19 protein-coding genes are annotated in these 20,980 nt (G+C 48.5%); 12 read left to right on the forward strand and 7 right to left on the reverse strand.

The window, feature by feature from the left end:
- Positions 1–17: 17 nt before the first annotated feature.
- The gene (locus CI595_RS16455; RefSeq protein ID WP_095174709.1) at positions 18–464 is read right to left on the reverse strand and encodes a GatB/YqeY domain-containing protein; all 447 of its coding nucleotides are present in this window, start codon (positions 462–464) and stop codon (positions 18–20) included.
- A 357-nt stretch (positions 465–821) separates the two neighbouring features.
- Between CI595_RS16455 and CI595_RS16460 the strand changes: the two genes are divergently transcribed.
- Complete coding sequence (locus tag CI595_RS16460) at positions 822–1,220, forward strand: helix-turn-helix domain-containing protein (RefSeq protein ID WP_095174710.1); 399 nt, start codon at positions 822–824, stop codon at positions 1,218–1,220.
- 104 nt (positions 1,221–1,324) lie between these two features.
- On the opposite strand, the gene CI595_RS16465 is transcribed toward CI595_RS16460, so the two are convergent.
- Positions 1,325–1,963, reverse strand: a complete 639-nt coding sequence (locus tag CI595_RS16465) for a trimeric intracellular cation channel family protein (protein ID WP_095174711.1) — start codon at positions 1,961–1,963, stop codon at positions 1,325–1,327.
- 205 nt (positions 1,964–2,168) lie between these two features.
- Here CI595_RS16465 and CI595_RS16470 point away from each other — a divergent pair, with 205 nt between their 5' ends.
- Positions 2,169–3,488 (forward strand): sodium-dependent transporter, encoded by a 1,320-nt coding sequence (locus CI595_RS16470; RefSeq protein WP_095174712.1) that lies wholly within the window; start codon positions 2,169–2,171, stop codon positions 3,486–3,488.
- Between the two features lie 19 nt (positions 3,489–3,507).
- Here CI595_RS16470 and CI595_RS16475 read toward each other — a convergent pair whose 3' ends face one another.
- Together CI595_RS16475 and CI595_RS16480 are read right to left on the reverse strand one after the other, a co-directional pair.
- Entirely contained in the window at positions 3,508–5,109 is a 1,602-nt protein-coding gene (locus CI595_RS16475) for an AraC family transcriptional regulator (protein ID WP_095174713.1), read from the reverse strand.
- Positions 5,084–6,910, reverse strand: coding sequence for a sensor histidine kinase (locus CI595_RS16480; protein WP_095174714.1), 1,827 nt, complete (start codon positions 6,908–6,910; stop codon positions 5,084–5,086). The genes CI595_RS16475 and CI595_RS16480 overlap by 26 nt, the downstream gene beginning before the upstream one ends.
- 192 nt (positions 6,911–7,102) lie before the next feature.
- Between CI595_RS16480 and CI595_RS16485 the strand changes: the two genes are divergently transcribed.
- The 6 genes from CI595_RS16485 to CI595_RS16510 all read left to right on the forward strand — a co-directional run bounded on the left by CI595_RS16485 (position 7,103) and on the right by CI595_RS16510 (position 13,832).
- The gene (locus tag CI595_RS16485; RefSeq protein WP_095174715.1) at positions 7,103–8,371 is read left to right on the forward strand and encodes an ABC transporter substrate-binding protein; all 1,269 of its coding nucleotides are present in this window, start codon (positions 7,103–7,105) and stop codon (positions 8,369–8,371) included.
- Positions 8,372–8,456: 85 nt separating this feature from the next.
- Entirely contained in the window at positions 8,457–9,314 is an 858-nt protein-coding gene (locus CI595_RS16490) for a carbohydrate ABC transporter permease (RefSeq protein ID WP_095174753.1), read from the forward strand.
- 10 nt (positions 9,315–9,324) lie between these two features.
- Complete coding sequence (locus CI595_RS16495; protein ID WP_095174716.1) at positions 9,325–10,179, forward strand: carbohydrate ABC transporter permease; 855 nt, start codon at positions 9,325–9,327, stop codon at positions 10,177–10,179.
- A 17-nt stretch (positions 10,180–10,196) separates the two neighbouring features.
- Complete coding sequence (locus CI595_RS16500; RefSeq protein ID WP_095174717.1) at positions 10,197–11,306, forward strand: glycoside hydrolase family 172 protein; 1,110 nt, start codon at positions 10,197–10,199, stop codon at positions 11,304–11,306.
- Between the two features lie 10 nt (positions 11,307–11,316).
- A complete protein-coding gene (locus CI595_RS16505) occupies positions 11,317–12,546 on the forward strand; it encodes an ABC transporter substrate-binding protein (protein WP_095174718.1) in 1,230 nt (409 codons plus the stop codon).
- A 113-nt stretch (positions 12,547–12,659) separates the two neighbouring features.
- The gene (locus tag CI595_RS16510; protein WP_095174719.1) at positions 12,660–13,832 is read left to right on the forward strand and encodes an NAD(P)-dependent malic enzyme; all 1,173 of its coding nucleotides are present in this window, start codon (positions 12,660–12,662) and stop codon (positions 13,830–13,832) included.
- Between the two features lie 71 nt (positions 13,833–13,903).
- Here CI595_RS16510 and CI595_RS16515 read toward each other — a convergent pair whose 3' ends face one another.
- Positions 13,904–14,959 (reverse strand): acyltransferase family protein, encoded by a 1,056-nt coding sequence (locus tag CI595_RS16515; protein WP_242986984.1) that lies wholly within the window; start codon positions 14,957–14,959, stop codon positions 13,904–13,906.
- A gap of 244 nt (positions 14,960–15,203) precedes the next feature.
- On the opposite strand from CI595_RS16515, the gene CI595_RS16520 reads away from it, so the two are divergent.
- Positions 15,204–16,631 carry a CapA family protein gene (locus tag CI595_RS16520; protein WP_162291903.1) on the forward strand — a complete coding sequence of 476 codons (1,428 nt, stop codon included), beginning with the start codon at positions 15,204–15,206 and terminating at the stop codon, positions 16,629–16,631.
- 59 nt (positions 16,632–16,690) lie between these two features.
- Here CI595_RS16520 and CI595_RS16525 read toward each other — a convergent pair whose 3' ends face one another.
- Entirely contained in the window at positions 16,691–16,960 is a 270-nt protein-coding gene (locus CI595_RS16525) for a hypothetical protein (RefSeq protein ID WP_095174721.1), read from the reverse strand.
- 142 nt (positions 16,961–17,102) lie between these two features.
- Between CI595_RS16525 and cysK the strand changes: the two genes are divergently transcribed.
- Genes cysK through ybaK form a run of 3 tightly spaced genes read left to right on the forward strand, consistent with a single transcriptional unit; the run spans position 17,103 to position 19,902 of the window.
- Complete coding sequence (gene cysK / locus CI595_RS16530) at positions 17,103–18,032, forward strand: cysteine synthase A (protein WP_095174722.1); 930 nt, start codon at positions 17,103–17,105, stop codon at positions 18,030–18,032.
- Positions 18,033–18,051: 19 nt separating this feature from the next.
- The gene (locus tag CI595_RS16535; RefSeq protein ID WP_095174723.1) at positions 18,052–19,395 is read left to right on the forward strand and encodes an MATE family efflux transporter; all 1,344 of its coding nucleotides are present in this window, start codon (positions 18,052–18,054) and stop codon (positions 19,393–19,395) included.
- Between the two features lie 12 nt (positions 19,396–19,407).
- Positions 19,408–19,902, forward strand: a complete 495-nt coding sequence (gene ybaK, locus CI595_RS16540) for a Cys-tRNA(Pro) deacylase (protein WP_095174724.1) — start codon at positions 19,408–19,410, stop codon at positions 19,900–19,902.
- Between the two features lie 69 nt (positions 19,903–19,971).
- Here ybaK and CI595_RS16545 read toward each other — a convergent pair whose 3' ends face one another.
- A complete protein-coding gene (locus CI595_RS16545) occupies positions 19,972–20,586 on the reverse strand; it encodes a GDSL-type esterase/lipase family protein (protein ID WP_095174725.1) in 615 nt (204 codons plus the stop codon).
- Positions 20,587–20,980: the final 394 nt, after the last annotated feature.

Genomic DNA, 20,980 nt, shown 5'->3' on the forward strand with positions numbered 1-20,980 from the left:
AGAATTGTTGCTATATGTCATTTCATCATATTTCCGAGAACTTGGTTGACCAGTTTGCCGTCTGCAATACCTTTTACTTTCGGCATCAGTACCTTCATGATCTTTCCTTTATCTTTACCTGTAGGGGCTTCAATTTCCAGTTCTTTCAGTACGCCCTCAATAACTTCCTTGATTTCCTCTTCACTGAGCATCTTGGGAGCAAATTCCTCATAGACGGCAATTCGTTTTGTGCATTCATCAATAATGTCGCTTCTATCTGCAGGAGTCAGTTCCAGAGTTTCTTTGGTCTGTTTGATCTCTTTTAATACCACTTCATTCTCTTCCGCTTCAGTCAGGTCTTCTCTCTTGTCAATGGCTTTGTTCTTCAGGGCTGACAGCAGCATGGACAGGGACTCTTTTCTTTCTTTTTCGCCCGCTTTCATGGCAGTGACCATGGCTTTTCTCACTTCATCAATTTTACTCATTGTCGGAATCTCCTTTTCTTTTTTTCATGGCAGCAGGCATCTGGGAGGATGCGGTCTGCGTTCTAGCTTATTAGTATACCACTATAATCGGGAGGGTGCCACATTTTATTTTTTGATAATTCACCATGACAGACTGAGCTGCATATAGAAAAGCAGCGGATTACAGCACAGAGACAACTCCCCGTGAGAGGAGTGAGAGTACAGTAAAATGGGTGTGTAACATATCTTTACATTTGTACAGGACCATGGAATCAGGGGTTTGTTAACAGGCGTTGACAAATTGACAAGACCTGTTGCTTGCGGATCATTGACGGGTATTATATACTCAAGCCATCAAATCAATAGGAGGACTGTTAAATGAAATTTAATGAAAAGTTGTTAGCGATCAGAAAAAAACAGGGATTATCACAAGAGGAGTTGGGAATGGAACTGCAGGTCTCACGGCAGACTATCTCAAAATGGGAGGCAGGGCAATCCTATCCCGATTTTCAGAGATTGGTTATGCTGAGTGATTATTTTAATATGACATTAGATGAACTTGTGAAGGATATAGATGTTCAGGACGTCAGGGAAAAAAACCTGATGGACGAAAAAGTTTCCTCCATTTACTCGGATGTAGAGAAAGGGAAAGACTTATTACAAAAATGTTGGAAGGTAATGTGCTGTTTAGGGATTTTTATCCTGGTATTAACTGTTTTAGCCTTGATCCTGCATTTTATATTCCCTGATGTAAAATGGCTGTGGAGTATAAAATAAAACAAGTATATCAGGCGCAGCAGCAGATGAGAATATGGGAAACAGCGAGGGTGGAGGCGTTTCATCCCGTCCACCCTTCCAACCTATTCGCCCTTCTGCCAGATTCACCGCACTCTCAGCAAATTCCACCTGAAATAAGAAGCCAGCAACCGGATGACCACCGTAACGATCAACCCCAGTATAACGCCCGCCGGTTCCCCCATAGAGTCCCTGCACACAACGCAGACAATTCCCCCGGCAATGGAAGCGCAGGCATAAATCTCACGTAGCAGAATATAAGGCGTCTCCCCTGCCAGAATATCCCGAAGCACACCTCCGCCAACTCCGGTCAGAACACCGACGAAAACAAAAAAGAAAGTATTATTTTCCGTCACAACGCTTGCGGCGGCCTGAATGCCGACCACAGTGAAAATACCCAGGCCCAAGGTGTCGCAGAGCATCATGACATTGTCATAATATTTGTTCTTAGCCCTGGACTTTAAGATCTCCGGATTCGTGTAGGTTATGGCAAAGAGCAGGGTGGAGGTCAGGACAGCAAAGAGCACGTAGACCGGTTTGGCAAAAGCAGTGGGAGGTGTGATGCCCAGGATGATATCACGCATCATACCGCCGCCTACCGCCGTGGTAGCCCCCAGAATATTGACTCCGAAAATATCCATTTTCTTCTCAATGGCGATCATTGCCCCTGACGAGGCAAAGGCCACTGTCCCGATTATTTCCAATATAAAGATAAAGGTATCCATATTTTCCCCTTTGAAATAGATTTTATTATTTATTATACGGTATACATGTAAAAAAATCGTCAGAAATGGAGAGAATAAAACTGGATTTGACTTTTTTTGCCTGGTTTGATACATTAAAGCTACATACTTTAAAAAGCTAACGCATCAACCGGTCAGGGGACGAAAGCTGGCTGTCCCTGCAGCCGGATCACACGGAGGAGAGAAAATGCAGAAACACAAAAATGGAAGCTTCACCAATTCCCTGGGCTTTGTACTGGCCTGTGTGGGGTCTGCGGTGGGGCTTGGGAACATCTGGATGTTCCCATACAGACTGGGAGAATACGGGGGTGCGGCTTTTTTGATCCCCTATCTTATCTTTATCTGCCTGTTTGGCTTTGTAGGCCTGTCGGCTGAATTTGCCATAGGACGAAGGGCCGGAACAGGAACACTGGGGTCTTATGAATACTGCTGGGCATCCAGAAAGAAGGGAACAGTTGGAAAGGTGCTGGGCTGGATCCCTCTTTTGGGATCTATGGGCATCGCTATCGGTTATTCCATCATTATCGGCTGGGTGCTCCGTTTCCTGGCCGGCTCTGTGACCAATGTGGTGCTCACAGAGGATTCCGCTGAATTTTTCGGTCAGGTCACTGCCAATATGAAGAATCTGCCCTGGCATATGATCGTGATCGCAATTACAGTGATCATTCTGATCACCGGCGCGGCAAGCCAGATCGAGAAGGCGAACAAAATACTGATGCCTTTGTTTTTTATCCTCTTTGCCATTCTGGCCGTGAGGGTGTTCTTTCTGCCCGGGTCCCATGAGGGATACCGCTTCCTGTTTGTGCCAAAGTGGGAAGCACTGGCAAAGGTGGATACCTGGGTCATGGCAATGGGGCAGGCATTCTTTTCCCTGTCCATTACCGGTTCGGGTATGATCGTTTATGGCTCTTACCTGAGCAAAAAGGAGGATATCCCCAAGTCCTCCATACAGACAGCGGTTTTTGATACCATTGCGGCTATGCTGGCAGCGCTGGCTATTATGCCGGCTGTGTTTGCGTTTGGGATCGAACCATCCGCAGGGCCGTCCCTGATGTTCATCACGATCCCGAATATCTTCAAGCAGATGCCGATGGGACGCCTGTTTGCTGTTATCTTCTTCCTTTCCGTATGCTTTGCGGGAATTACATCCCTCATCAATATGTTTGAGGCGGTGATCGAGAGCTGGCAGCATAAGTTCAACCTCCAGAGGACAAAAGCAGTTGCCCTCTGCGGCGGGGTTGCGCTGGTGGTGGGGCTGTTTCTGGAAGAGGAGTCAAAAGTAGGGCGCTGGATGGATTTTATCACCATTATCATTGTGCCGTTCGGTGCCGTGCTGGGTGCCGTCTCCATTTACTATATCCTTGGATTTGACAAGATAAAGGAGGAACTGGAGGAGGGCAGGAAGAAACCCCTGCCAAAAGCGTTCCAGGTGGCGGCAAAGTATCTGTACGTGCCCCTTGCGGTGATCGTATTTATCCTGGGTCTTATCTACAAAGGGATTGGTTAAAGCTTTTAACTATTGTTTTTTATATATCGGAATGCTGCTCTCTGTATGCGGAGGGTGACATTCCGATTTTCTTTTTAAAGCTGTTGCTGAAATAATACTGGTTGGCGTACCCGCAGCGGATACTGATCTCTTTCAGGGACAGGTTGGAGCTTTTCAGATACTGGCAGGCAGCTTCTGTCCGCTGGGCGGCTATGGTGTCGCTGATACTCTGCCCGTATACTTTTTTAAAAAGTGCGCTGAGATACGCCGGGCTTACACCTGCATGTCCTGCAATATCGTTTAGACAGAGGGTGTTGTCCTCAAAGTTTTCCCTGATATAGCTAAGTACCAGCTCGCAGATTTGGTCATGGTAAGTCTGGAGTGAGGTGTCCAGCTTTTGGCAGACCTGAAGACAGAGGTGATTCATCCATTTATAGAATTCCTCATAGGTATTGAAAAGTTCAAAATGGTTGTAAACAGAGATGATATCATGTTCCAGATCCCCGGTGTCAATGTTCAGCTCATATAAGAATTTCAGGATCCGTCCCAGAAGAGAGTATATCCTTACGAATACAATGTTCTTGGTCTGGTATTTCAGGGAGATTTCCTGAAAAAATCCACGGAGCCATTCCTCAATGGCAGGCGCGTTTTTCTGGCACAGGAGACGGATAAGCTCCTCCTCTTTCGATTCGGAGAAGGAGAAAAGGCTGAATTCCCGGCCGAGAGCCTCCCGTGCGTCGAAGATATTTTTGTGAGGAAAGAAAAAGCGGTATTTCAGCGCGTGGGAGGCATTTTCATAGGAGATATGCAGATCCCAGAAATCCTCCACCACAGTGCCGATACCTACATTCAGAGAGAAAAGTCCTTCCCGGTACTTTTCCATCAGCCCCAGGACTGCTTTGTGGGCAGCCTGGAGAAAATGATTGGGACTGCTTGTGTTCTGTGCCAGTATGGCGATCACGCCGTTGAATTCTTTTACGAAGTAAACCTGTCCGAAAACGGCGCACTGTTCCGCTAACAAGTCACACACGTTCAAAAGTTCGATCTGGTATTGGGTGATACCCAGTTCATCTTCCGCGGAGGAGGCATTTTCCACCTCCAGCTTCAGTACATTAAAGCAGGAGAAGTCAAGGTTTAAGTTCAGGTATCCGGGATAGCGCCCCAGATGGGCGGCGGCGTCCTTGCCGGAATAATGCAGCAGGTCTGTGAAGAATTTTTCTGTCATCAGGGGGCGGCTCTGTTCCACAAGTTCCCGGTTGTGCCGTTCCCTGTCAATGATGCTGAAGGCATTGCGTATTTTTTCCGTGAGATAACGGTAGTCAAGAGGCTTTTCAATATAGTCGCAGACACCCAGACGGATGGCGCGTTTGGCGTACTCGAACTTATCATAGGCACTGATCAGGATGATCTTTACCAGGGGATTCACGGACAGGGCAAGGCTGCTCATGGAGATCCCGTCCAGGTTGGGCATTTCAATATCAGAGATGATCAGATCCACAGGGGCACGCCGCATGGATTCTATGGCAGAATCCCCATTGTTTTCCACGTGGATGACTTCCGCGTCCAGAAGCTCCCAATCAATATTTTGGACAATACCCTCAGAGGAGAGGGTATTGTCATCCACGATCATTACTTTCTTCATCGCTGTCCTCCATCTGTTCAAATGTAATTATTATCTTCGTTCCCTCATTCAGCCTGCTTTCCACGCGAACGGTTCCGTTTCCAAAGGAAGGGCTGGAGAGTCTTTTGTTTACGTTTCCAATGCCGAAGTGTTTCTGATGATCAACGGTTTTGTTTTTCAGAGTAGTCCGCAGTTCTTCCAGCTGTCTGGGCGCAATACCGGCTCCGCTGTCGGTTATGGTAATGATGACCGTATCATCACCGTAAGAGACATCCAGGGATATGTGTACACAGGGAGTCTGCCGGGAGATACCGTGCTGAATGCTGTTTTCCAGAAACGGCTGCAGGGTAAAGCGGCATATGAGGAAGTTCTGGATGCCGTCCTCCGCATGGATTTCCCAGGTCAGGCTGTCTTTGTGGCACAGCTTTTCCATTTCCAGATACAGACGGGCGATCTCAAGCTCGTCCTCAATGCGGATCAGGTCTCCGGATTTGCGCAGGGTAAGGCGGTAAAACTGTGTGAGGTCTGAGATCATCTGCTCCGCGGTTTCAAGTCGTCCCAGGCTGATACAGGTCTTCACAGATCCCAGGATGTTGTAGAGAAAATGCGGGTTGATCTGGGACTGGAGAAGCTGGTATTTCAGACGTTCCTCTGAGAGGGAGAGTTCCAGGATGGAATCCATATTTTGATTCAGGGATTCCTGCATGTTCCGGAACGTGACTCCAAGGCGGTCAATCTCGTCATAAGAGGAGGGGGACTTTGCAGGGGGTGCCAGCTCCGGCACGGTGTGGTGTGTGCTTTTTCCCAGATGGAAGGTTTCCATGGCCAGGGAAAGCTTTTTTAACCTTTTTGTCAGGTTGCCCGAGATCATGATGATGACAAGGACCGTAAGCGGCAGGGACACCAGCAGGGTGAATACAAGGGTCTTCAGAAGGATTTGGGTGTTTTGCCTTATGTAGCTGCCGGGAATCTCCGTGACATGATACCAGCCGTTGTCCAGCCTTGCTGTGTGATAATTGATATCTCCTTCCTTTAAGGTGCCGATCTCTTCTTCGGTGATCAGGTTCAGGGTATCTGCATCCAGGGAAGTACCACAGAGGGCCTCATTGCTGTGCGCCATGATAGTGCCGTCCTCTGCCGCAAGATAGCTTGTTATGTCCGTATCGCTGAAGGTATCAGCAAGGGCGCCGGAGAATTCAGAGGGGTCTATGAGGATGGTATAAGCATACTCTGTGGCACCGGTACCCTGGTTGCGCAGAAGCCGGCAGCACACGATCACGTCCCTGGAGGTATAACCTTCAGACAGGATGAAGGGGAGCTGCATATCAGGATGGTAGAACCAGATGGAGTCTGTGCCGGGATTGAGCCTCTTTTCTTCGGGAATGCGGAAGCTCTCCAGTTCCTCCAGGGGATAAAAGTAAAGACCTTCGTCTGCCCCCGTCTGATCACGGGGCAGAAATATGGAAATATGATAATAGCCGAAGGTTGTCTTAAACATGGAGATATCGTTTCTCACACTGCCGAATACAGACAGGGACTGTGTGGAGGAACTGTCTGTCTGTGACAGGGTGTACATATCATACTGAATGGAATCGGCCACATTTTCCGTCTGTCGTATGCGGTCATTCATCTGCACATTCAACTGGTCATCTGCCAGGAGCGCAGAGGTCATGATCTTATCCTCCGCAATCTGATAAGTTACATGATAGAAGATAAAACCAATGATACCCAGGGGCAGCAGCGTGCAGATGAGAAAGGCCAGCAGCAGCTTTGCCTGGAAATGGGAAAAGACGGACCTTATCCGGTCAGCGCATTTTTTCATAACGGACTCCTTTTTCCTGTGTTTTAGTGATTTTCATTATAGAACACAGGAAACCCCTATTTCAACAGAGATAAAAATAATATAAACGAATCAAAAAATATTGTATTTAGAAAAAGGGTTATCTCTGGTATTTTTATGCTATCAATAAACAATGCAGACGGCACGAAAGAGAATGCCGGAAATGGAGGAAGTATGAAGAAAAAGATAGTAAGTGTATTACTCACAGCAACAATGGCAGCCGGATTGCTGGCAGGCTGCGGCGGAAACTCCGGTGATGCCCAGGGGGAAGGCGGCAGTGGAAAGAAGGGGGATTATGACTTGACCCTCTACAGCATCAATACCACGGACCCTGACTTTGATGAATGGCAGAAAAATGTGGAGGATGCCACAGGGCTGAAGCTGAATGTCATTGCAGCACCCACGGATTCCGATACCCGTCAGCAGAAGATCACCACCATCCTCTCCACAGGCGACAGCAGTGTGGATATCATTGAGATCAATGATGAGATGAGCGCTTCCTTTAAAAACTCCGGCTGGCTGGAGGGGCTGAATGATACGGTCATGACAGAGGATATCCGAAGTGAATTCCCGCAGGGTTATCTGGAAGACATGATCACAGACAAAGACGGAAACATTGTGGGCGTGCCCGGATATTCCGGATATCTGGCTTTCTGGGTCAACCAGGAGATCATGGACGAGGTGGGGATCACATCCATTGACACCAAGGAAGATTTCATGAAATATATGGAAGCTGTTTCTAAGGACGGCAGATACGGATACGGCGGTTCCTGGGAGAAAACCTATGTATTTAATGAGGTTGCCCAGTTTGTCAACATGTTCGGCGGTGACTATTTTGACTGGACAAACCCGGCAAACAAAGAGGCCATCCAGTTCCTGCATGACATGGTACAGAACGGACAGACACCCATTGACCAGATCGCTGATAAATATGAGCAGATGAATCCAAAGGCCAATGACGGAAAATACGGAAGCTGGTTCATGTGGGGTCTGGGAACAGACTACGAGAAGGCGGATATGCTTGGCCAGGATAAGATACATATGGCAATGGTTCCTGATTTCAGCGGCAAGGGTGAGCGCGCCATCTTTACGGATTCCTGGAGTTATGTGCTGAACAAGGCTTCCAAGAACAAGGAAGCAGCAGAGAAATTTTTGAAATATATGGCCGAGGAGGGCGGTATGGAAGCATCTTACAAGGCATTTGACCGCTATCCGGCCAGGGCTGATGTGGCTGCGAAGGTGGTCCCGGACACGGACCCCGCAAAGGAGATGTACAGCAGATATGCTGAGGAATGCAATGTACAGGGACGTCCCATGCTTCCCCAGACCATGGAATTCATTACCGATATGGGAACTATTTACCAGTCCTGTATGAAAGATGAGATCACTGTGGATGATTTCTGCAAAAAGGCACAGGAGCTTGTGGATAAGTACAGTAAATAAAGTCAGGTACAGGCACCGCAGCGGATTCTTGTCCCGCGGTGCCTTTTAGAGAGGAGGAGGCCAATTGACGATCAGTAAAAAATCAATGAAATGGATACCGTGGATCCTGATCCTGCCGGTTATTTTGATCCGGGGATTTACAACTCTGTATCCCATCGGTGCGACCCTGAAAAACAGTCTGTTTGACATTAAGGTGCTTTCAGGGGTCAATGAGTTTGTGGGACTCAGCAATTATGTCAATGTGTTTAAGGACCCCAAGATTATTTCATCCATGAGCTTTACCGTGATTTTTGTGGTGGTATCCATGGTTTTCCATATTATCCTGGGTGTGGCCCTGGCCCTTATTCTGAACATGAAGTTTAAGGGGCGCAGGTTTTTAAGGACAATCGTGCTGATTCCCTGGGCCATGCCCGCAGTTGTTATCGGTATGGCGGCAAAATGGGGGTTCAACAATGATTATGGTATGATCAATGATTTTATCCGTCGGTTTGTGTCGGATTTTCAGTTTAACTGGCTGATCAATACCGGGTCTGCCAGGGCAGCGGTGATCGCCATGGACCTGTGGAAAGACCTGCCGTTTTTTGCCATATTGATACTGTCAGGCCTGCAGTTCATATCCGGGGATATCTATGAGGCTGCCAAAGTGGATGGGGCAAACGGCATACAGAGCTTTTTCAGGATCACACTTCCTCTGATCACGCGCAATGTGATCACCCTGTGTATTCCATTTACGCTTTGGAGACTGACCACCTTTGACCTGGTATACGCCATGACATCCGGGGGACCGGGGGAGGATACGTCCCTGATCGCTTACAGGATCACCATGGAGGCATTTACCAACCTGAATGTGGGGTACGCAGCCACGCTTGCGGTGATGCTGTTTATTGTGATGGCGCTGTTTTCCTGGTTCAATATAAAGGTTATGAACAAGATGTCTGATTAGGAGGGTGAACATGAGAGATACCAAGAAATACAGAATTTACAGGGGCTGTGTGACAGCCGGCAGATGGCTGCTGTTTGCAGTTGTGGCTTTTCTCATACTTTTTCCGGTGTACTGGATCTTTATTTCCTCCATCACACCGCCGGGTGAACTGTTTCAGACACCCATCCAGTATCTGCCAAAACATCCCACACTGGAAAGCTATAAATTTTTGATTGAAAATGTAGGATTACTTGCTAAAATAGGAAATACAGTATTAATTGTAGGCGTGACCCTGGTTGTCAGCACTGTGCTGTGTGCCATGGCTGCCTATGGATTTTCAAGGTTTCAGTCAAAGGCTGTCAGTATTGCGTTTGCGTTTATTATCGCTACCATGCTGATCCCTGAGGTGGTGACTGCCAGGCCTTTATATGAGTTCATGCGCAAGGTGGGGCTGTATGATACCTATCCGGGACTGATCATCCTCTATATCAGTGCGGTGATCCCCTTTACTGTGCTGATACTCAGGAATTTTGTGTCGGAGATACCGGTATCTCTGGAGGAAGCGGCTGCCATAGACGGTGCCAGCTTTTCCCAGAGACTGTTTCTGGTGGTCCTGCCCCTGATGAAACCGGCTATTGCAACTGTGTGCATTATCAACTTTATCACATGCCTGAACAACTTTTTTACACCATTATATTATTCCAACGGCATTCAGGTGTTGTCCGTGGCTATTGTGCAGCTTCCGCTTCGGGACAATATGTACGGCGTGCCGTGGGATCTGGTAAGTTCAATGGGATGGATCATCCTTCTGCCGATCATTCTGTTTGTGGCAGTGTTTGAGAAGCAGATCATGGATGGTATTATGGCAGGCGGAGTGAAAGCGTAAACAGGGAGGAAAAGAATATGTTTGATTTTACAGGTGGAAGTCTGGGAACACTGGCGTATGCCAAGCATGGAAAGAGCAGAGCCATTAATGCGGAGAACCCCACAGGGGAAAAGGGAAAGGGCGGAATGGCGGCAAGCCATCTGGGTGCTTCCAGAAAGGGCAGCCCCTGCCTTCATGACATAAAAAGCGGGGAAACGGTAACGCTTGCCGAGATGGAGGGTCCGGGTGTGATCAACCATATCTGGGTCACAGTGACGGACAAGACTACAGAGGCGGACTGCTTTGTGCTCCGTGACCTGGTGCTGCGCATGTACTGGGATGATGAGACAGAGCCGTCTGTGGAAAGTCCTCTGGGCGATTTCTTTTGCTGCGGATTCGGCAGGGAATGCATTGTCAATTCCCTTCCCATGGCAGTGGTGCCGAGCCGGGGGATGAACTGCTATTTTCAAATGCCTTTCCGCAAAAAGGCCAGGATCACGCTGGAGAACCAGCATGCAAACCCCATTCCCGCATTTTTCTATCAGGTGGATTACTGCCTGTATGATACACTGCCGGATGATATTTCCTATTTTCATGCGCAGTGGAGACGGGAGAAGATCACCAAACTCCGGGAGGATTATGTGATCCTTGACAAGGTAAAAGGAAAGGGCCACTATGTGGGAACGTATATGGCGCTGACCACACTGGAACGTTACTGGTGGGGGGAAGGGGAAATCAAGTTCTATCTGGACGGGGATGAGGCCTATCCCACCATCTGCGGTACGGGGACAGAGGACTATTTCGGCGGCTCCTGGAGCTTCGCCAGACAGGTGGACGGCAGGACTGTGGAGCAGAATTACTGCACTCCGTATCTGGGCTATCCTTATTATTCCGCCCACGATACGGCGGTCCATAACTTTTACCACAATGATGACTGTCCGCCCATGAGAGGTTTTTACAGGTGGCATATCCAGGACCCTGTCTGCTTTGAGGAGGATCTGCGTGTGACCATACAGCAGATCGGTGTGGGCCACAGAGGATTGTTTGAACGGCAGGATGATGTTGCCAGTGTGGCGTATTGGTATCAGGCAGAACCGCACAATACCTTTCCGGTCCTGATGGATAAAGAGGAGCGCTGGCCAAGATAAGGTGTAAAAGGTGAAAAAATATATTTTGGGGATTTTATTGGGAGTGAGTATTTTATGTGCCGGATGCGGCGGGAAGGACAGCAAAAGGCAGGAAACACCCGGGAATCAGGAGGAAGGCAGGGAGGAGATAACCCTCATGCACCCGGATGCGGAAAAGGCGGAATTCCGGCAGTATATAGAGGAAGCGGAAAAAGAACTGGATCTGGACATCCATCTGCTTGCCAGCCCGGTCAATGCGGACAACCGCCATGCCCGCATATCCACCATTCTCTCTTCCGGGGACACTTCTGTTGATGTGATCGCGGTGAATGATGAGATGATCCAGGAATTTAAGTATCAGGGATATCTGGAGCCGCTGGGGGAAGATGTGATGTCCAAGGAGATACGTTCCTGCTATCCCGGAGACTATATGGAGAAAACCGTCATGGCGGAGGGAAAAGTATATTCCGTCCCCTATGTGATGGACCTTATGGTTTTCTGGGTAAATGAAAAATTTCTGGATAAAGCCGGCCTTAATGCTGTGAACGATCAGGAAGATTTTGAAACGCTTTTGGACGGCAGATACGGATATGGGTATTACGGATACGGCAGTGCCTGGGAGACCACCTATGTGTACAACGAATTATCCCAGTTCATCCACATGTTCGGAGGAACATACGGGGATTGGGAGGATGAAGATACAAGACAGGCCCTTGCCTTCCTGCACAACATGGCAGAGAAGGATCTGACACCCAGGGAACAGCTTGTGGACCAGTATGAACAGATGGAACAAAAATTCATACAGGGAAAATACGGCGCCATTTTCATGTACAGCGGCGCCATGGATACCTTTCTTCGGGCAGGGGTGTACGGGGATGATAAAATCCACGCGGCCCCCATGCCCCTGTTCAAGACCAACGCTACGAACGTGGCTACATGGCAGTATGTGCTCAATAAGGCGTCTGTCCACAAAGAAGCCGCAAAAAAATTCCTGTCCTATGCAGCGGGCCGGGAAGGGAGCACTGCCTATGCGGATCATATGAAGAAACTGCCGGCCCGGCTTGACATTATCAGGGAGGGGAACCTGGACATACCGGATTTGGATATCCTGAAAAAATACGCGGAGGAACTGGAACTGAGATCCCGCCCGCTGTCCAAAACGCCCATGAAGGATATCAAGGCCATAGGAGAGCTTTTCCAGCGGTATATCACAGATGAGATAAGCCTGGATGAATTTTGCCAAAGGGCAGTATTGCCCTGAGGCTCTTCTTATGCTAGAATAAAAGCGCACGCAGTTTTTAACAGCAGATGCAGCAGGAGACTGTGTGTACAGAAGCAAACAACATGAGATTCCATAGGAAAAGGAGATAAATCATGAACGCAAAAGAATTCGCTTTAAAACAGCATGAGGAATGGAATGGCAAGATTGAAGTGATCAGCCGTGCAAAGCTGGAGACCCCGGAGGATTTGGCAGTGGCATACACACCTGGTGTAGCGGAGCCGTGCTTAAAGATCGCCGAGGATGTAGATTTATCCTATAAGTATACAAGACGCCACAATATGGTAGCAGTTGTGACCGACGGAAGCGCAGTTCTGGGTCTGGGCGACATTGGACCGGAGGCGGGTATGCCGGTTATGGAAGGAAAATGTGTGCTCTTTAAAGAATTCGGAGATGTGGACGCATTTCCTTTATGCATCAGAAGCAATGATGTGGACGAGATCGTAAACACAGTCCGTCTGCTGGCAGGAAGTTTCGGCGGTGTAAACCTGGAGGATATCTCCGCGCCGCGCTGCTTTGAGATAGAGAGAAAGCTGAAAGAATGCTGTGATATCCCCATCTTCCACGATGACCAGCACGGAACAGCCGTTGTCACCGCTGCCGCCATGCTCAATGCCTTAAAGCTCACAGGCAGAAAGCTGGAGGAGATCAAAGTGGTAACATCAGGCGCAGGTGCAGCAGGGATTGCCATCATCAAGCTGCTGGTAAGCCTGGGACTGAAGACGGTTATCATGTGCGACAGAAAAGGCGCCATCTATGAAGGACGCGGCGACTTAAATGCAGAGAAACAGGAGATGGCTAAGATCAGCAACCGCGGCATGGAAAAAGGCAGTCTGGCCGATGTGCTGAAGGGCGCTGATGTGTTCATCGGTGTTTCCGCTCCGGGAACTGTGACAGAGGAGATGGTGAAGACCATGGCTCCAAACCCCATCCTCTTCCCAATGGCAAATCCGGTACCGGAGATCATGCCTGACCTTGCAAAGGCAGCAGGAGCAGCCGTTGTGGGAACCGGAAGAAGTGATTTCCCCAATCAGATCAACAACGTTCTGGCTTTCCCGGGGATTTTCCGCGGTGCGCTGGATGTGAGGGCTAAGGACATTAACGATGAGATGAAAGTGGCGGCAGCTTATGCCATCGCCGGTCTTATTGATGAGAAAGAACTGACACCGGACTACATCATCCCGAATCCCTTTGACAAACGTGTGGCAAAGGCGGTTGCCCAGGCAGTGGCAAAAGCGGCCAGAGACACAGGCGTGAGCAGAATCTGAGAATAACCGGATAAATATTAAAATGGCTGTATTTCCGCCTCCGAAAGGATAGTGGAAATACAGCCATTTTCTTACATGGGATAGGACCCTTTACGCCCAAAACCACCGGCTTTTCCGGAGAAAGGCCCGGAGCTTTTTCCGGGACCGCTGCCGAAAAAGGATGGCACAGGCAGGGAAGAAACCTTAGTGACAAAACGGTTTGGCCCGTCCATGGAAAAAAGCCAGGAAAGAAGCAGACAAAAGCCGATCAGCAGCACACCCTGCCAGATCTCAGATACAGATTCCAGGATCGGGGTGGCACTCAGCACACTGTATGCAAGGCCGTGGAACAGGTAGATGGGCATGGTGCGCTGTCCCAGTATGGAAAATACCTGTGGTTTTCTGGAGATCATGGCGCTCACCGCAAAAATTGCCAGAAAAGATACGCCGTAACAGACCAGCCTTACTAGGATCCCCTCCCCGTCTCCCGCCCCCATCTCATGATAGGAATATCTTCCGTAAAAGATCTTCGGAGTCAGATGGATCTTGAAAGAATAGGCCAGAAGCAGGCAGCCTAACAGATACAGGGAAAGCACTGCCAGTATTTTCCCGGCCTGTACTCTTATTTTCTCAAACCAGTCCCTCTCAAAGTGGTATCCTGCCAGGAAGAAGGGGAAGAATACCAGGATTCTGGGGATGCTGAAAAAGTTGTCCAATTCCGTCAGGCCTACCAGCAGCCCGGCAGTGACGGCGATAAACATATGCCCCGGGATCTTCTTCAGATAAGGTGTCACCAGTCGCCAGAAAAACAGGGCCATGATATACCAGAGGGAAAACTTGGGCCTTGCTAAGTACAGCCCAGTGTCTTTGTGGATGATGAAAACATATAAAAAGTAATACAGGAGTTCATAGACAAAATAAGGAATGACCAGTTTTTGTACCAGTTTTCCAAAAGGTAGTTTTTTCTTTGAAAAATAGCCCGATATAAAAATAAACGCAGGCATGTGGAAGGAAAAGATCACCCATTTCAGCCCGGATAAAAACAGGTTGTTGTCATAGCAGGGTTCGATAAAATGACCGACCACCACCAAAACAATGAGAAGGGCTTTGTAATTATCGAAAAAGTAGTCACGGTTTTTAGTTGACATAATATCACCTCTGACTTCTGCGGATAAATTTACAGTCTCGTTTTGTATGATACACCGGATGGAAAACAGGTGCAAATAGAAATTTTGGCCCCGATAACGGTAAGTGTTGGATATTTTTACAAAGAAATGGATTTGCGTTCTGAAAAATATTTGTTATAATGGTTATTAATAGTGTAAAATGAAACTGACACTGGAATACAGTTGTAATCCGTTACAGCAGAATCAGGCAGAAAAGGGTGAATATATGAACGAAGACGAAAAAAGAGAGATTGAGAGAAAGAAACGGATTCAGGCTCGTGAAGAGAGACGCCGTCAGCAGGTAATGAAACAAAGGATGATCCTGGCAGGTGCAGCCGTTTTAATATTACTGGTCATTATTGTGAGCGTCGCTGTGGGCAACCACAAGAAAAAAGTGAAACAGGAAGAGGAGATCAAAGCCGCCCAGCAGAAGAAAGCGGAGGAAGAGGCAAAAAAGCAGGAGGCGGACAGTGAACTGCGTTTCCTGGCAGTGGGTGACAACATTCTGCAGGATGCTTTGATCGAGTCGGGAAAAGAGAGCGAAGAAACATGGAATTATGATGCCCTGTACGCACAGGTGGCAGAAGATATCCAGGGCGCTGACCTTGCTTGTGTCAATCAGGAAACACCTTTTGTCAATGACCATAAGGATGTATCCGGGAGCGGGCTTATGGGAACGCCCCTTGAAGTCGGGGATGCGCTGGCAAAGGCAGGATTTGATCTGGTGACCCAGGCCACAAACCATGCTTTTGATAAGGGCAAGCCGGGAATCCTAAATTCAGCCACTTTCTGGCAGACACAGCATGCGGATGTTCAGCTTCTGGGCATTCACGGGGATGAGGCGGACGCGGAGAACCGTGTCAAAGTCATTGATAAGAAGAACATGAAGATCGCCGTGATGAATTACACATACGGTGTGGATGAGGATGCCGGCTTTTCCGAAGCGGACTCTTATATGATCGATGTCTACGCAGAGGATAAGGTAAAGGCAGATGTGGAGAAGGCAAAAGGGGAAGCAGACTTTGTCATGGTATTCCTTCACGCCGGGGCTGAGTATTCAGAGGAATTTTCTGACACGGCAAAACAGAGGATCGATTTCCTGGCAGCGCAGGGAGTGGATGCGGTGATCTGCAGCAACCCCCATGTACTGCAGGCGTATGGCATGATGCCGCGGCAGGATGGGAAAAATATGCTGGTTTACAGCTCACTCGGCAATTTTGTTTCCACGGATGATCAGATCAAAGGTCTTGTGGGAGGCATGGCAGATATCACACTGAAAAAGGACGGCAAGACAGGGGAAGTGACCGTCAGTGATTATAAGATGACGCCCCTTGTCATGCATTATGACAGTGAAAAGAAAAACTGTGCAGTGTACAAGGTCTCTGACTATACAGAGGAGCTGGCGAAAGAACACGGCATACATCAGCAGACGGAGGAGACATTTACTTTGGACAGCATCAAAGAGCTTGCCGCAAAGTATGAATCCCCACAGGCATTCCCCGCCTCGGGACAGAGCAGTTCTGACGCACCGGAGACAGAAGTGAAGGGAAAAGGCGTGTCCGATGGGGCGTCAGATGATCCGGAGGACAGCGGTTCAGACACCAATAAAGAGAATACGGATAATAAAGAAAGCACTTCAGGCGGTGAAGACTAGCCTGAACTTAGGGCGGAGATGTGTGAGGACACAGCTCCGCCCTTTATTCGGAAGATCCTTTAATCTTCGGCATATTGTTCCGGAGAGAATGGATAGACCTCTTTGTAAGAGTCCAGTTCAGCCTGACTGGTGGGCGGTTTATACATAAGACCGGTCATCTCCATAGCTGCCTGTCCGTCTAAGTCATCGGAGGAGCTGGATTCCACGTGGTAAACATCCTTGCTCCCACCCTTTCCTCCGGTGCCGCTTCCCTGGCCCTTGCCGCCTTTGCCGCCTCTGTGGCAGTTTTCGGAATTTTTATATTCATTTGATTCGTTGATATCTTTCATTTCGCAAGTTTCCTTTCTGCATTTTTTGTAGTAATAGTATGTGCGAAAAATATGGGAAAATGCATTGACAAACAAAACAGCCATAGTCTATGCTTTTACCTGACAAGAGAGAAACGGAAAAATTTTAAGGAGTGTATAGTATATGGAAAATATTAAGAAAAGCGCTTCACAGCTCATCGGCAATACGCCGCTTTTGGAGCTGTGTAATTACGAAAAAAAACAGGATCTGCCGGCGCATGTTATAGCAAAACTGGAGTATTTCAACCCGGCAGGCAGCGCCAAGGACCGGGTGGGCCTTCGCATGATCGAGAGAGCAGAGCAGGAAGGAAAGCTAAAGCCCGGGGCCACGATCATAGAGCCTACTTCCGGAAATACGGGGATCGGCATTGCTTCCGTGGCGGCTGCCAAGGGGTATCACGCGATTCTCACCATGCCTGAGACTATGAGTGTGGAGCGGCAGAAACTGCTTCGCGCCTATGGGGCGGAGGTGGTTCTTACAGACGGGAAGAAAGGGATGCAGGGCAGCATAGAGAAAGCAGAAGAACTTAAGCGCACCATTCCCGGTTCGGTCATAATGGGGCAGTTTGACAATGAAGCCAACCCGGAGGCACATGAAGCTGCCACAGGCCCTGAGATTTACAGGGACACAGACGGCAGGGTAGATATTTTTGTTGCCACAGTGGGAACAGGGGGAACGCTGACCGGCACAGGCAGATATTTGAAAAAACAAAACCCTGCGATCCAGATCGTGGCAGTGGAACCTGCGGAATCCCCTCTATTATCGGGAGGTCAGGCGGGAGCGCACGGTATTCAGGGAATCGGTGCCAATTTTATTCCAAGTATTCTGGACAGGGATATTTATGATGAGATCATCTGTGTCACCACAGAGGATGCCTATAAAACAGGGAATGATATCGCCAAATGTGAAGGGATCCTTGTGGGGATCTCCTCCGGCGCGGCTGTGTGGGCAGCGGCCCAATTGGCCCGCCGTCCGGAAAATAAGGGTAAAAACATAGTAGCCCTTCTTCCGGACACAGGAGACCACTATCTTTCAACTACAATGTATGACTAAAGCAGAGGAATGACAAAATATGAAACAGACAGAAAATATCATGGGGACAAAAAAGGTGCTTCCGCTTCTTGTTTCCATGTCCATACCACCCATGGTGTCCATGATGATACAGGCACTTTACAATATTGTGGACAGCATGTATGTGGCAAGGATCAGTGAAAATGCCCTGACAGCGGTTTCCCTGGCCTATCCCCTCCAGAATCTGATCCTGGCAGTGTCCGTGGGCTTTGGCATTGGTCTGAATGCCTGCGTTGCCAGGGCTTTGGGGGCAAAAAATGTAAAAGAGACAGAGGCAGCGGCAGCTCATGGAGTGATACTGACAGCCGTGCACGGTATCCTCTTCATACTGGTTGGCCTTCTGCTGGTAAAACCCTTTATAGGCATGTTTACCCGGGATGCGCAGATTTATAAAATGAGTTGTGAGTACGCCGGTATTGTGCTTTGCTTTTCTTTTGGCAGCATGTACCACCTCTTTGCAGAGAAGATCTTTCAGTCCGTGGGCAATATGGTACTCCCCATGTTCTTCCAGGCCATCGGTGCGGTTCTGAATATTATCCTGGACCCCATTATGATCTTCGGGCTGCTGGGATTTCCGGCTATGGGAGTGAAGGGGGCAGCGGTGGCTACTGTCACGGCACAGATCACAGCGGGGATCATAGCTATGGTCTGCTATCTGAAGAAATGTACCCAGGTAAAACTGGATTTTCACGGTTTTCGCTTTGACTGGGAAATCGTAAAAAAGATTTATATGGTGGGTATCCCCTCTGCCATTATGATCTCCATGCCCTCCCTGCTGGTAGGTGCCTTGAACTCCATACTGGCCGCCTTTTCAGGGACTGCCATTGCGGCTTTTGGGCTGTACATTAAGATCCAGTCCTTTGTATATATGCCGGCCAACGGGGTGGTGCAGGGAATGCGGCCCATTATGAGCTACAATTACGGGGCAGGCAGCAGAAAGAGGATGATGGAGACATTGAAAAGCAGTCTTCAGGTGGCTGGTGCCATTATGCTCCTGGGGACTGTACTCTTTCTGGCGTGTCCGGAATGGATCATGAAGTTGTTTGATGCAGGGGATGAAATGATGCGGCTGGGGGTTCCCATGCTGCGCATTATCAGCCTTGGTTTTGTGGTGTCCACTGTAGGGTGCGTACTCTCCGGCTCTTTTGAGGCACTGGGACAGGGACTGCACTCCCTTCTGATCTCCATACTGAGACAGCTTGTGATCATTGTGCCGCTGTCTGCTTTGTTCTGCAGAATATGGGGCATCTACGGTGTGTGGGTGACTTTCCCTCTGGCGGAGGCCATTGCAGCGGCAGCAGCAGTGATACTGTTTAAACGGTACATGAAGAGATTAGAGATATAGGAAGGTGATAGAATGGCAAAAAACAAGGACAAAGAAGTGAAGACAAATGCCATGAGGATCCTGGATAAAAATAAGATTCCCTATGAGACCATCACCTATGTGTGCGATGCGTTCATAGACGGCCTGCACACGGCAGAGAAGACGGGGGCTCCGGTGGAGCAGTCTTTTAAAACGCTGGTGGCCCGGGGAAAGAGTAAGGAATACTATGTTCTGGTCCTCCCTATTGCAGAGGAAGTGGACTTAAAAGCCGCAGCCAAGGTGCTGGGGGAAAAGTCCATTGAGATGATCCATGTAAAAGATATCACGGCAGTGACCGGATATGTGAGGGGCGGTTGTAGTCCTCTTGGCATGAAAAAGCAGTATAAGACCATCATCCAGGAGAGCGCTGAGAAATACAGCGAGATTTATGTGAGCGGGGGAAGGATCGGTTCAACTATTAAGGTGAACCCTGTGGATCTGGCGCGGGCAGCCGATGCCGCTTTTGCTGACTTTACTGTAAAAGGGTAAAAAAAGAGAACTGTTGCGGAATGTTGAAGCACCTGTTTAAAAGGGGTTTCAACATTCCGCGACAGTTCTTTATAACTGAAAAGCATTCCTGACAATATCTGCCAGGATTTTCTGTCCCAGCCTGGTCAGGTGGATGCCGTCCGTGGTGATGGCGTCATAGCCGTGCTTCTCAATCTGCTGTTCCAGAGGCTTTTGCAGTGGAATAAAGTGAGCACTGTAGTTTCTGGCAAGCTTGCGGATGTTTTTGGACATTTTCTGCTGCCAGGGCACCCAGTCGTCATATGTTCCCTGCTTCGGGAAAATAAACGGTTCCAGTGTAATGACTGCTGCTGTGGTTTCTCTGGATAGGTCAAAGAGCATTTCATGATATGCGCGAATGCTGTCCTCCAGCATATAAAGCTTTTCCTGTTCTGAGACATCAGCCTGTACAATAAGCCCCACATCGTTGATGCCCACCAGAATACTCACGTAATCTGGATGATAAGAAATACAGTCCCTCTGCAGGACTCCGGCGATCCGTTCCGTGATATTGCCATCCACACCTTTATTCAAAACCCGCCAGTTGGGGTTGGTTCCGGTAATATAGGCCGCGAATTCGCTGACATATCCATCACCCAGAGGATTGTCAGATGTCATTCTGCCGGCATCGGTAATGCTGTCTCCTAAAAATACAATGATACCCATAGCGATTCTCCTTCGGCATATAACCATTTTCAGGCCATCTGATTGTATAATATACTATTTTAACTGAAAATGACCGTTATTGCAAATAGTAATTTTGTGAAGGGTTGCCAAAAAGTCGTTTTGGTGATTTTTTCTATGGACAAGTCGTGCCGGGAAGTATATAATCATCTTCAACAGCAGCAAGACTGCTGCAGCCACTTTGAGTTTGCATCTTATACTTAGAAGTTGGCATTTCTGTTTTTGATCAGCCGTTCGGCAAATGAATTCCCCGTCTTTGGGATTTAGCACTACAATCTTTAGAGGTTTATTTTATTACGAAACAGCCGCAGTCAGCATAAATGCTGGCTTTTTTTGTTTTTGAAAAACTTGACAAAAATCTTTTTTATATATTGAC

It is taken from the genome of Blautia hominis (assembly GCA_002270465.1).
GTDB classification, from domain to species: Bacteria; Bacillota; Clostridia; order Lachnospirales; family Lachnospiraceae; genus Blautia; species Blautia hominis.